At 65.1% G+C, this 12026-nt stretch carries 14 protein-coding genes and 1 pseudogene; 3 read left to right on the forward strand and 12 right to left on the reverse strand.

The annotated features are described in order from the left end of the window. The first annotated feature begins 2 nt into the window (after nucleotides 1–2). Nucleotides 3–1499, forward strand: coding sequence for an Rv0964c family protein (locus M1247_RS34270; RefSeq protein ID WP_317160902.1), 1497 nt, complete (start codon nucleotides 3–5; stop codon nucleotides 1497–1499). Between the two features lie 4 nt (nucleotides 1500–1503). Next, on the forward strand, nucleotides 1504–2214 hold the full coding sequence (locus tag M1247_RS34275; protein ID WP_317160903.1) for a hypothetical protein: 711 nt from the start codon (nucleotides 1504–1506) through the stop codon (nucleotides 2212–2214). Nucleotides 2215–2269: 55 nt separating this feature from the next. Here the strand turns inward: M1247_RS34275 and M1247_RS34280 are convergent, their stop codons facing one another. From M1247_RS34280 to M1247_RS34290, 3 genes are all read right to left on the reverse strand, one after another. Continuing rightward, on the reverse strand, nucleotides 2270–2581 hold the full coding sequence (locus tag M1247_RS34280) for a hypothetical protein (protein WP_317160904.1): 312 nt from the start codon (nucleotides 2579–2581) through the stop codon (nucleotides 2270–2272). A gap of 76 nt (nucleotides 2582–2657) precedes the next feature. Continuing rightward, nucleotides 2658–2921 (reverse strand): hypothetical protein, encoded by a 264-nt coding sequence (locus M1247_RS34285; RefSeq protein WP_317160905.1) that lies wholly within the window; start codon nucleotides 2919–2921, stop codon nucleotides 2658–2660. A gap of 4 nt (nucleotides 2922–2925) precedes the next feature. Further along, nucleotides 2926–3102: a hypothetical protein gene (locus M1247_RS34290; RefSeq protein ID WP_317160906.1), complete on the reverse strand. Its 177-nt coding sequence runs from the start codon at nucleotides 3100–3102 to the stop codon at nucleotides 2926–2928. A 260-nt stretch (nucleotides 3103–3362) separates the two neighbouring features. Between M1247_RS34290 and M1247_RS34295 the strand changes: the two genes are divergently transcribed. Continuing rightward, nucleotides 3363–3992, forward strand: a complete 630-nt coding sequence (locus tag M1247_RS34295) for a hypothetical protein (RefSeq protein ID WP_317160907.1) — start codon at nucleotides 3363–3365, stop codon at nucleotides 3990–3992. Between the two features lie 147 nt (nucleotides 3993–4139). Here M1247_RS34295 and M1247_RS34300 read toward each other — a convergent pair whose 3' ends face one another. The 9 genes and pseudogenes from M1247_RS34300 to M1247_RS34335 all read right to left on the reverse strand — a co-directional run. Next, the gene (locus tag M1247_RS34300) at nucleotides 4140–4328 is read right to left on the reverse strand and encodes a hypothetical protein (protein ID WP_317160908.1); all 189 of its coding nucleotides are present in this window, start codon (nucleotides 4326–4328) and stop codon (nucleotides 4140–4142) included. Between the two features lie 87 nt (nucleotides 4329–4415). Continuing rightward, on the reverse strand, nucleotides 4416–4775 hold the full coding sequence (locus M1247_RS34305; RefSeq protein WP_317160909.1) for a hypothetical protein: 360 nt from the start codon (nucleotides 4773–4775) through the stop codon (nucleotides 4416–4418). A 326-nt stretch (nucleotides 4776–5101) separates the two neighbouring features. Continuing rightward, nucleotides 5102–5953: a phage major capsid protein gene (locus M1247_RS34310; RefSeq protein WP_317160910.1), complete on the reverse strand. Its 852-nt coding sequence runs from the start codon at nucleotides 5951–5953 to the stop codon at nucleotides 5102–5104. Nucleotides 5954–6112: 159 nt separating this feature from the next. After that, nucleotides 6113–6649, reverse strand: a complete 537-nt coding sequence (locus M1247_RS34315; RefSeq protein WP_317160911.1) for a hypothetical protein — start codon at nucleotides 6647–6649, stop codon at nucleotides 6113–6115. Beyond that, nucleotides 6642–6812 carry a hypothetical protein gene (locus tag M1247_RS34320; protein WP_317160912.1) on the reverse strand — a complete coding sequence of 57 codons (171 nt, stop codon included), beginning with the start codon at nucleotides 6810–6812 and terminating at the stop codon, nucleotides 6642–6644. Before M1247_RS34320 ends, M1247_RS34315 begins: the two co-directional genes overlap by 8 nt. A gap of 199 nt (nucleotides 6813–7011) precedes the next feature. Further along, a complete protein-coding gene (locus tag M1247_RS34325) occupies nucleotides 7012–9213 on the reverse strand; it encodes an AAA family ATPase (protein ID WP_317160913.1) in 2202 nt (733 codons plus the stop codon). An 86-nt stretch (nucleotides 9214–9299) separates the two neighbouring features. Then, nucleotides 9300–9401 (reverse strand): annotated as a pseudogene (locus tag M1247_RS36505) (hypothetical protein); the annotation flags it as partial. 477 nt (nucleotides 9402–9878) lie between these two features. Continuing rightward, entirely contained in the window at nucleotides 9879–11405 is a 1527-nt protein-coding gene (locus tag M1247_RS34330; protein WP_317160914.1) for a recombinase family protein, read from the reverse strand. Further along, nucleotides 11302–12026: HNH endonuclease signature motif containing protein (locus tag M1247_RS34335; protein WP_317160915.1), on the reverse strand; the 725-nt coding region annotated here is incomplete at its 5' end. The genes M1247_RS34335 and M1247_RS34330, both read right to left, overlap by 104 nt.

Below are 12026 nucleotides of genomic sequence, written 5' to 3' on the forward strand. Positions count from 1 at the left end.
GCATGTCGCTGTCGTTGAAGGAACTGAAGGACTGGCACGGCGAGATCGCCGACCTGGCAACAGCTACGCGCGAGGCCGTCGGCAACCATGCCAAGGCAGCCGAGTTCTACCGCTCGCTGAACAGAGCTTCAACGTGGGAGGGCGAGGGCGGAGACGCGGCCAAGGCCGCGATGGAAGCGACCGCCCAGAATCACGACGCAACAGCGGAGAATCTGCGCAAGGCGGCGGGCGGGATGGAGGACGCGGCGCACGACGCCGAAGACGTTTCCAAGACGGTCAAGGGCATCCTCGACTATGCCGCCGAACCGCCTTCGGTCGAGATCAACGAGTCCACCAATCAGGTGGTCCCCCCGGACACGAGTCATCTGACTGATGAGGCCGCCGAAAAAGTCGCGTCGAAGGTCGCGTCCTTGGAGTCGGATATCGCAGCCGTACTGGCGGATGCCGATCTGGTGGACGCTGACCTGGCTCGCGAAATTGCGACGGCGACGGGCACCACGCCGCCCGGCGTAGCCGACGGCACGACAAGGCCAGACGATCCATCTGCTACCGCTCAGCAGTACGACCAGTCTGGGCAGCGTGCAAAGGACCAGGCTCTCGTCGATAAAGCCAAGGCCGAAGGTAGAAATTCCTATCTGCCCAGCATGGAGGGGCAGTCGGGTCATATGAGCCGCGAGGAGGTCGATGCGGCGGCCCGTTTGCGCGACTACAAGACCATCGCCGACCCAACCAGTCACATTGCTATCCACGGTGGTGACAAAGCACGCCGCTTGGCCGGCGATCGACTCGACGACTATCGCATGGCACACTTCACCGGCCCGCTCCCGAAGGACACCGCTGTCGGCGGTGACGTCCGCACCCGTGCGCAGGCCAGGCTCGACATGCAACACGCGCTCGAGAACGGCCAAGTCGCCGCACATCCAGGCTTCATGACACCCGACGACGCAACGCGGTTCATGGACCGATTGGAGGTTGAGGGGCGTGCGCGCGTACTCAGTGAGTTCACGAACGACCTCGAACAATTCGGAGTGTCCGCGGACGGGGCCAACGCTGCCGTTGAGGAGATCAAGGCGGGGAAGTCCCCGGACCAGGTCATTAAAGAAGCAACGGGAGGCCTTGCGACTCAAGCCAGCAATTTGGGCGAGGGCGCCAAGGCCCACGGTCGCGCTATGCCGGGGGGCGAACACTGGGGCAAAGCTCCAGTGTGGTCACACGCCGACGCTGAAGCACTTAAGGGCTTCGGCTCCAAACTTGGAAATTTTGGCACGCTCATCGACGGCGTGATCACGTTCAATGATGTGATGCATGGCGCGCCCGCCGGACAAGAGGCCGCGGAATTCGGCGGTCGGACCGCCGGAACGATGCTCGGCGGATGGGCGGCCGGCGCGGCCTGGGGAACGTTCGTCGGTCCCGAAGGCACACTCATCGTCGGGTTCCTTGGCGCCGTTGGTGGCGGAATTGGAGGAGAAGAGTTTGTGGACTGGATGATGGGCAAATAAGGGTATGTCGAACTTGTTCTTCGCAATTCTCGTCGCAGCCGTCGCCGTTGCGATGATCCAGCAATTTTTTGATCACAGTCGTAGCTCTCAGCGCCGCATCTACTGGAGCTGCGCCTGCGTAGGGGCCATTGCCGCGTTTTTCGCGTTCTACCCAGACTGGGAAAAAGGATTCGGGATGGCCCTGTTCTTTTTAGGAGCAATGGCAGCAGCCGCGTACGGGTACACCCCGTACATCAAGATACGCGGCAAGATATTCGCGCTAAACTCCGTCGATAGCCAGCCGGACCCTGAGGACAAACCTGCGGAAAACGGCGTAGATAGCGAGGATCACGTCGTAAGTGATGCAGCGCCCGACTCCTATAGCGGGCTCCTTACAGCGCGCAAACTGTGGTGGGTGGTTGCCATACTCATGCTCATTGCTGCAGTTAACGTGCGCATATTCATCGAGAGTGGAGGTGCAGACTGGGTGCCCGGAGTTATCGGAGCCGCATTCCTTCTCTTCTTCTCGATAGTCCTGGGACTCGGAGACGCCAGTTGGGGTTATGGCATCGCGCGTGGGCAGTATCTGCAGTTTGTAATCGTTTCAATCATTACTGCCAGCACATTTACGATCATTTATCTGATCGCATATTGGATTGCAAAACGCAAACCGGTGCGCAGTAAACACTCCATGGAATATCGCGCGCATCCGCGACATCAGGACACCGCAGATTAGATGAGTGAGCAGGAGTCTTCGGCGCCACACACCGACGCCAAGCCCACCTGAGTGTTCAGAACGGTGGTGGGAGGTTTTGTTCGGCGATGAGGGTGTCGTTGAGTTTGCGTTCGGCGGTGATGCGTTGGGCGGTGTCGTGGGCGCGGGTGTGGCGGCGTTTGGGCATCATGGCGGTGCGGTCGCCGGCGGTGGGGGGGATGGTGTTGGGCAGGATCAGGGTGCCGGTCGGCTTTACCAGGGCGGGGATGAGCAGGGTGCTGCCGGGGTAGGTGGTGTATTCGTGGCCGGTGGGTGCGCGCCAGATCACGGTGCCGTCGGGTAGTTGGCGGTCACTCCATCCGTCGGGTCCGATCCAGAATGTTTTCAACAAGTGGTGGCAACTATTGGCCAAAGAACACTTCAGTTTCGGGCCCGCCAAGTGCGCCCGAGTGTCTCTATTGCAATCACCTGTCGCCGCGGGCCGCTTGCACCCGGGCGTCGATGACACCCATGACCCGCTGGGCCTCGGTCTCGTCGACCCCGTAGTAGTCGCCGGAGTAGAGCGCCTCGGTGGCCAGATTGCGGCCCGGGGGCTCCGGATCCATCCACTCCCCGTCGCCGATATAGAGCTGGCCGGGTGAGGCGGTGAACACCTCGATGCTGGGCTTGCTGTCGCCCACATCGACGCGGATCAGTTTGTTATCGCCGTCGGCGTAGTAGTAATACATCCGATTACCTCCAGTCGTTCCAGGTTTGCGATCTGGCCACCGCCGACAGCGCCATCCGCCGGTTGGGGTGGTCGGCGATGGGGATGAGCCGGTAGGTGTGTCCGGCCCGGCCGACGAACCGCACCCCGACCATCCCGATCGGCACGGTGTCGTCCCAGTCGCCGACCCCATCGACCGACAACGATTCACCGGCGTCGAGCTGGCGTTCGATATACCCATAGCACCGTTCACGCAGTCAATGAAGTGAGTTCATCGCTTCCCCTTTCGGGGTTGTGGGGCTTTGCGAGGACCGCCGCGGGTGTCGTCACCGCTGGTCTTGCCTGCAGCTTTATCATATCGTGGGTGACCGACTGGCCGACTGCCGGACCCGCCGGGATGGTCTAGTCATCTAAGTCTTCCTGGCGGGGCCGGACGCGGAGAACCGCAGTCTATGATCCGTGCGTGTCTGCAGACTGGTACGCCAACGTTGTATCGACACTGGCTCTATTAGCAGGCGGCGGTTCCCTACTCTGGCAGGTCAAGAGCAATTGGTGGGATCGACCGAACATCGTTTTTGAGGACGACCGTGTGGCGATTGAACGCCGCCTTGACGGCGGCGAAACGATTGACCTCGGTTGGACCGCCCAGGTGACTGTTTCGAACACGGGCAACGCCGAGACGACACTCCTCGCGGTGGAGTGGGAATTTGACTCCGCACCAGACGATCAACCCGGCGTTTCCGTCGCGGGAAACATTCTAGACAAAGCAATTACGACGAACGTCGAAGAAACCGCGCCCGGGATCTTCAAGATGACACTGGGCCCCGACGACGGTAGCGAGTTCCAGCCAATTGTGTTGGGTCGTAACCATAGCCACCGATACGAGTATCACGTAGGGACGCACGCTCTCAGCGTCCGATTGGCCGAGACCACACGAGCGCGGCCGGTCGCACGGATCGTCGACCGCAAACGTCAGTTCGGGGCCAAACGCCATGGCGTCATGGCGATCTACGGCGAATGGTCCCTCTCACCCCGCACGGATCGACAACGAGGTACCCCACTGCCGCCGGGCATTCGGGAGGACAAGTGGTAATTAGTTACAACCCGTTCTCGGCCAGCCACCGGCTGCCTTCATCGTCGTAGAAGCTCACCGCCCCGTCGGCGGTCACGGTGGCCCGGCGCCACCAGCGCACGGCTTCACCGGGGCGCGCCCAGAGAGGCAGCTCGCCTACTTGGACATCTATGGGCGGCGCAGTTTGCGCATCGCTGCCACCAGGGCGCAGGCCGCCAGGACATAGATCACCGCCGCGCTCACGACGAGCACCGTCGACCCGGTCTGGATCCCGGCCACCAGTAGTCCCGACGCTATCCCCACAGCCACCGCGATGATCAGTACCGCCGCCGCCCGCGGACTCAACCCTGTCAGCATGGCGGCACCCTACCGCGCGTTCGGTGCGTTCCAGCAGGAACGCGTAGAGCCCGGCGTGGACAGTTGTCGGCGGGGCGTCGCGGGCCATCAGGCCGGGCCCCGGCGACGCCGTAGTGGGTCACGATCCCAGCGGGCCCGGGCCGCGCGCTGGTGCTGCTCGCTCTTGGCCTGCCCCGGTCCCGGGTTGACCCGGGCCAGCAGATCGGTCACATGCTTTTCGCAGAGCCGGATCTCGGCGGCGATCTTGACCGCGACCGAGGCACGGGTGTCGGCGGCCAGCTCGGCCGCCCACAACGCGCGCAGCTGCTCGGCACGATCGGCTGCCGCGGCGGCGTGCTCGATGGTGCGGGCCTCACGTTCGTCGTATTCCAGCGGCCGCCCGGCCTCGGCGGCGGCGTGCTGGATGGCGCGGGCCATGTCGGCGCGGAGTTGGTCACCTGGGGTCATGGTTTCCTCCTTACGGCGGGCCGGGTTTAGTGGCCGGTCAGGGGCGGCCATTATCCGCTCGGCAAATTGGAACAGAAATTCCTATTTGCCAAGACAGGATGTCGCCACGGTTGCTGGAGGTTCTGGGTGTACTGCGCGGACCGGCAGCCGCTATGCACTGCGGTCCGGCTCGGCGGCCTGGCGGGGGTCTCCCCCCAGGGTCGCCCGTCGCCCCGCGTTCGACTTCGGGGCGACGGGCGTAAGTGGGCGACGGCGCTACCGCCAGGTTGGCCCGGATGGTTGGTGTGGGGTTTCCAATCTCCAGAACTCACCGCCGCCCACCGCCTTTAGGATCCGGCGGCCGCGATGGTGAACGTGCCGACCCGCTCGGGCCTCACCACGGCGTGACCGAACCGCCACGTCGCCCGGAGTAGCACCGAATCAGAGGCGAACACAGCGTGTTCCGATGTGGCCACCTTGACCTGACCCACCGCGGACACGACGGCGTTGCGGTCGATGACTACGCCGGTGTAGTCGGGCACGGCCGGGTTGACCAGCACGGGCAGCGACAGCAGCAGCTGTGCGGCGTCGGATGTTCCTGCGCCGAGCAAGCTTTGGTTGTAGGCGTTGGCCACCTTGAGCTTGCGTAGTTCGCCCCAGCCCAGCGGGTCGACCAGGATCGCCGAGGGCACCGACAGGTGGTCTTGCAGCTGCGCGACGAGGTCGACCAGAGCGTCGAGTGATCCGCTGATCTGGTCGCCTGCCACGATGCCGGGCACGTTGACCAGACCGGCGACCGGCGCCACCGCGGGCGCACTGGGTGCGACCTCAGCGACGAAAGCCAGGTCGGCCCGGCGGGTGATCGCGCGTGACACCGACTGGGACAGTTGGGTGGCGGTGTTGGTTTGGTTGAACTGTTCGTTGGACAGCCGAACCAGTTGGGTGACCTTGGCGGTGTGGAGGAGCACCTCGGCCAGCGTCGGTTCGCCTTCGGGAATCTCGGATCCTTCGGCGGTGAACTGGGCCTCGTCGTCATCGACGTAGGCCACCCGCACGGCGGGGGCGTCGCCGTCCACTTGGCCGCTGACCGTTGAGCATTGGAGAATCAGGGCGTCGGGGACGGCGTCGGCGGGTGCGAAGGTGGTGATATCGGGCGCCCATGCTTTGGCGCTGTTGACGGTGGTAGCAGTGAAAGCCATGGCGGGACAGCCGTTCTGCGGCAAGGAGGTAGCCGCTGCAAAATTTCAGGATGGAATTTCGCGGCAAGTGCTCCGCTTAACTGCCGTGCCCCGCAACGCGTCGCCCAGGGTGCGCGCGCTAAGCCGTGGGGTGGGCGTCGCACGCGTTACCCCCGGATGTTACTCCGATGTCGGCGGGGCGAAAGCCTCGGCGAACTTCTTGGTTGGCCGGTCGAACTGAATCGAGGTGGCCCCGCTGAGTAGCGGCCCGCGGTAGGGCGCCGCCGGGGCGGCCCAATGCGGATGTCCTTGCAGCACCTCGTTGATCGCACCATCGACCCGGGCCGGGTCGACGTGCCCGTCGTCGTCGAGCAGGTCGGCCACGGTGGCCCCGTCCCGCAACAGGTCGGCCGGGTCGGCCAGCTTCCCGGCGGCCAGCCGGTGGATCTCGTCGGCCTGCATCGCTTCGACCAGGCCGTGCAGCCGGTCGTTCTCAGCCTCTGCGGCACGTAAACGCTGGCGGTACTTCTGATCCCGGGCATCGAGGTCCGGGGCGGCGTCGCTGGTGTCGTCCTGGGTCGGTGTGGCCTCCTGGGCGATGATTTCGGCTGCGGTGGCGTAGTCGTCCTCGGACAGGTCGCTCAGGTCGTCAGCGGCCGCTGAGCCGTCGAGTCCATCGGGGTCGGCGTCGAGTTGGGTTGTCGTGTCGTCAGTCATCGTCTCGTTCCTCTCGCAGGCGCCTCAACTGTTCCTTGGAATAGATCGCTGGGGCGACGTAGTCGGCGCCCGCATCGGTTCGGGTGGCTTCGACGCCGTCGATGTCGTTGTAGGTCACCGGGATGGCGAAACCGTTGGGGATCTCGTCGGGCTGGTCAGTCATGTATCTCGTTTCCTTCCTGTGCTGCGGGTGAATGCGGCGAACCACGGGCAGGTCCCGTCGTGGAGGACCACGCCCCGGTAGATCCCGGGCAGCACCTCGACCACAGACACATCGGCGCAGCAGTCGGGGCAGGCGGCCAGGCGTTCCAAGTCGGCCAGCCGTCGGCGGCTGTCACGGGTGGTGCGACGCTGGCGGCGGTTCATCGCTGCCGCCGGGCGCAGTCGTAGTGGGTGTCGATCCCGAACACGGGGTTGATCCCTCGCCCACAGACGCGGCAAGCGATCTCGTCTTGGTTGTCGCCGGTGGCAAGGGTGGGCCGTACCTCTCCATTCACCCTCTTGCTCTCTTCGCTGGTAGACGCGCTCCCTTGGTTTTTCGGATGGGGGGCAAGGGAGTAAGGATGCAAGGGAGCAACAGACGGGGACGGGGTGCTCCCTTGGTGGTGGGGTAACCGCCAGAACCACCGATCGACCACCCCGTCGCGCTCGGATTCGACGCGAAGTTTCCGCTTGGCCCGCTTCAGCTTGTCGCTGCTGTGACCGGCCTCCTCGCCCGCGGTGTACAGCTCGGTCGCCCACCGTGGACCCGCGGCCAGTTCGGCGGCCAGCCACGCCAGCACATCGCCGGGATCGCCGCTGATTTCGCGGTCGGTGGCGTAGGCGTCAGCGAGGTGTTCCCGCGCGGTCTGGTCGGACTCGCCGAGGTAGGACACCAGCGGCACGGTGCCGTCGTGGTCCTCGGTGGGCTCGAAATGCTGCACTGAGGTGATGGTGAACGTCGACGCTGGAATCGGTTTGGCGGTGTTCATCTTCTCGGGGCCTACCACGAGGTGACCCTCGTCGTCCTGTTGAGCGAACAGCGTCATGCGCGCTTTCTTGCGTAGCTCTCCGGTGGCCCCGTAGCGATCGCGTGCGTTGGGCGTGGCCACCCGGTTGGTGTGGCAGAGCAGCAACACCGCGCAGTCGGTGCTGCTGGCCAACTCCTTGAATGGATGTAGGGCCTGCCGGGCCTGCTGCGGGTCGCGCACGGACATGCCCGCGGGCACGGTGTCTAACCATGCGTCCACGACGATCAGCACCGGCGACGGGTCGGCTTCGGCGATCAGGAACAGGTCACGCGGGAAGACCGGCGACCCGGTGCCGTCCTGCTCGGTGCAGACAACCTGAATCATCGCGAGGTCGGCCCCGGCGACGATCAGGCGGGGCAACACGGTGGTAGACCAGTCATCCTCGGTAACGGCCACAATGACCGGCGACGGGTCACGTGCTGGAATCCCAAACCCGGGCAGGGCTTTACCGGTGGTCACCGCGGCGGCAACCCACACCCACAGCAGACTCTTGCCGATACCCTCGTCGCCGATCAGCAGCGTGACCGCGGACTGGGGTAACCGGTCCTTGGCCAGCCACCGTGCCTGCGTAGCGGGCATGAGATCCGTTGCAGCCCAGAGTTTCGGCATTCCCGAGGCTGTGGTCGTGCCGTCAGTGCCGCCGGTGGATTCGGCCGACGCGTTCCCGTCAGGGAGCTCTAACCGCTGCTGGTCGTCACACAGCTTGATCCAGCATCGGGTGAGGTCGTCGCCGCCGCACTCGGTGAGCTTGGCGGCCAGATCGGGGCGACTGTTCACGACGTTGCTTGCCTCGTTGAACGTGAGACCCGCACTGCGACAGGATGAGAGAACACGGTAGATATCGCTGGAACGGTCGCCGGTGACCCGGCCCAGTTCGGCCTGCACCGCCGGATGCGCGGAGAGATCAAGGTCAACCGGGGCAACTGTGGGTTTCCGGCTGGCCTGAGGGGAACTGGCTAGTGCATTACCCAGTTTCACGCCCAGCTGACGGGCTAGGTCCCCGGGCGTCCTCGGGACCCTTTCCGACGGGTGCACCAACCAGCGCACCGGCCCCGCACCCAGCTTGTGATTGACCGTTTCAGGTGCGCGCAGCACGTCGTTGTCGCTGATCTTGGCGTCGACCGCACCCAAGTAGCCGCCCAGGGCCCGGCACAGCACCTCGTGCTGTGCCGCGGTGACCGGCTCGGCCAGGGCGACGTAGCCGTGCCCGTGACCACGTGAACCGGATCCGACGGCGAAACCACCGAGGGCGCGCACCTTTTCGATATCGATCAAGTCGTCCACATCGGCGTGCACCAGCGTGTGGGTGACGGCCTCACCCTTGGCCCGACGGTCACCGCGCATCACGTAAGGGCACACGTACACGTCGGCGTCGGGCGCCGTGGTGAGCATGTCCGTCACGGCCCGGTCGGCCTCGCCCGGCCACGCGTAGCGGCGTTCCTCCCAGCGCTCGTGGATGTACTTACCGGCCTCGGATACGTGCGGGCCGAGGCCGACGCCGACGTGCAGCGTGCCCTCGGCGGCGCCGAGGCAGACGCTCAGGTAGTCGCGCATGGCCTCCCTCGCGCTAGGAAAGCCAGTATCGGCTTGCCTGGTGGCGGTCGTGGTGGTGGCCCGGTCTTGTGCCGGGCCACCGTCGTTCATGCGCCACCGCCGGTATCCGGCCGCCGCTGCCGCACGGGTCGCAACAACTCGGCAAGCCGAGTACGTTGCTCTTCGGTTAGCGGTGGTGCTTCGGTGAGAATTGTCGTGAGGTAGGCAGCAGTTTCGGGGTCAGTGGTGATCTGGTGTGCGATGGTTCGCGCAGCGTCGGCGCGGGGTGACATGGTGTCCTCCGGGCAGCAGAAGTCCGCCCGGCTTGTCGGCGGGGCCTGCCCGTGGAATTCAGAGCGTCCACGAAACCGCTCAATCCGGCATGCTACCTAGGCAGTCGGGAAACGTCGAGAACGTCGGCAGTAGTGGCGTTCATCCACGCGCGCAGGTGGTCCTCAGTCAGGGGCCTGTCGAGGCCACACCGCGGACAGCGCCACCGCCACGTTCCGTTGGCGGCACGGTGACTATCCGCTGGCATCACAACCTGACGGGTCGGGCCGCCTGGATCGAGGGGCGCTCGCCGTGTGCGCTCCTCCCGGATCGTTCCGTCATCGGCAAGCGTCACAGCGGGCCATTCGATGCGGCCATGTTCGCCCCGCCCCGTGCATACGACACTGAATTGCTTATCACTCATGCCAATTCGTATTCAGCCGCTGCCGGTCGAATACTCGCCCACCTTTTCCGACCGGCATCACGGTCGGTGCCATCAGGACATCGACGACGGCGCGGAATCGATCCGGTGACAACTTCTTGACCGCAGCGGCGGCCTCGGGGGTACCCAGCGCGATCCCGTCGAACACCCGTAGCCGTTCCTGGTCCTGCTGTCGACGTTCAAGTTTCGTGATCTTCTCGGCAAAAATGTCGGTGCTGATTTTCACCTGGCGAGCGGTTAACAGTCCCTCGGCGCGTTCAACCGCGAGCTTATCCAGCTCGCTGTAGAGGGTCTCCAACTCCAGGCGGATCCCCTCGGCCTCAGCCTCGTCGTGAACCTCGGCTTTCAGCAGATCGATCGCGTCGGGCATCGCTAACCGACCGCCGACGATGTCATTGAGCAGCGGCTCGACATGCTCAGCGCGGACGGATACGCCACGGCATGACTTGCAGGCGTAGGTAATCGAGTGCGCGACTTGTCCACTAGTGCACCGCTTTTCACCCGTCTTGGGCCGTCCCGGCTTGCCGCCGGTCGGCTGCATCACCCACTGACCCGACAGATAGCCACCACACCCCGGCTTACCGCACCGCAGCACCCCGGTCAGCCTGTGCCGTCGCACGCTCTTACGGCCGGGCGCCCGGCCTGGTGCGTTGAGTTTGTCCTGGGCGGCCCGCCACATGGCCTCGTCCACCAGGCCGGGCCAAGTGCCCTTGCCGATGATCTCAGTGCCTTTGGTCTTGGTGTCGGTGTACGCGCGCAGCCCGGCATTGCGCGGCTTGCGCAGAAACAGGCTCACCGTCGTGGCCGACCACGGGGTACGTATCAACTGCTGCGCAGCGTCTTTGACCGTATTACCTTGGGAGTCTTTGGGTCTCATCCACCGCTGGCCGTACGCACCCGCCTCATTGAACAGTCGGGCTATGTCATTCAGCGACGACCCGGCTAGCAATGCCGCGTACGCCTGTTTCACCAGCGGGGCGATCTCGAGGTCGGGCTCGGGCCCATTGGCACCGGCCACGTAGCCGAACGCCCGTTTCCACTGCGGCCGTCCCTGTTCGGCTTTCTGCCGGGCCGCGGCGCGCTGGCGGGCGGCTTTGCGCTCGGTCTCACTCTTGCCGACCGCCCCCTTGATCCGGGCATACAACCGGCCGTTGTCGGTGGACAGGTCACAGTCCCCGGTCACCGTGGCCAGGGCCAGCCGGTGCGCGTCGGCCAGCTCGATGAAGTCCTCCAGCTCACGCGGCTGGCGGTGCAGGCGGTCCAGATCCCACACCACCACCGCGCCGATCTTGCCCTCGGCGATGTCGGCCAGCATCTGCTGATACTTCGGTCGGGCCTTGCCGTTGGTCGCCGACCGGTCGTTGTCCACGTATTCGACCGGCGTCCAGTTCCGCTGCTCACACAGGGCGAGGCAGTCCTTGCGCTGTCGAGCGACGGCCAGGGTGTCGCCGTAGCGGTCCATCGATTGCCGCAGGTAAACGGCTGCTTTGGTGGTGCTCATAATTAGAGTGTATTTCGCACAACCGGCGCTGTAAACGGCACAGGCACTTCATGTTTGACGCGTGGGTGCAACCGTGGGGATAGGGCACGGTGTGGTCGAGGTCGCAGTGATAGGCCGGGGTGTCACAGCCGGGGAAGCGGCAGGTCATATCGCGGCATCGGACGAAGTCGGCCAGTGCGCGGGAGGGCACGTACCCGGGTTCTGGGGGCCGGTTACCGGGGTGGTGCAGGGTGCGCACGAGTGCTTGGGGAAGTAGTTCGGCGAGTTGGTGGTCGGTGAGCACGCCGCCGCCGACGATCACCGCCGGCGGCACCGTGCACGTGGTGCCCGTGCCCGTGGCATGGCTGTGGTCCATGGCACTGGTGTGGTCCACCGTGGCGGTGTTGTGCGCAGGGTCCGTCTCATCGGCAGGGCCGGTCGAGTCCACCGTGCCGGCTTCCTCATCGGGAGGGTCCGGTTCGTCCGCGATGGCGGTCTCGTCGACAGGGGTGGCCTGATCCGGTGTGGCGGTCTCATCGGCAGGGTCTGGCTTGTCGGCTGGGGTGGCGTCGACTGGTGTGGTGGCGGCGTTGATGGTGGCGGGGTCGGCCACGATGTGCACGATCAGGTTTTTCGTGGTGG

The organism is Mycobacterium appelbergii (assembly GCF_032883035.1).
GTDB lineage: Bacteria > Actinomycetota > Actinomycetes > Mycobacteriales > Mycobacteriaceae > Mycobacterium > Mycobacterium appelbergii.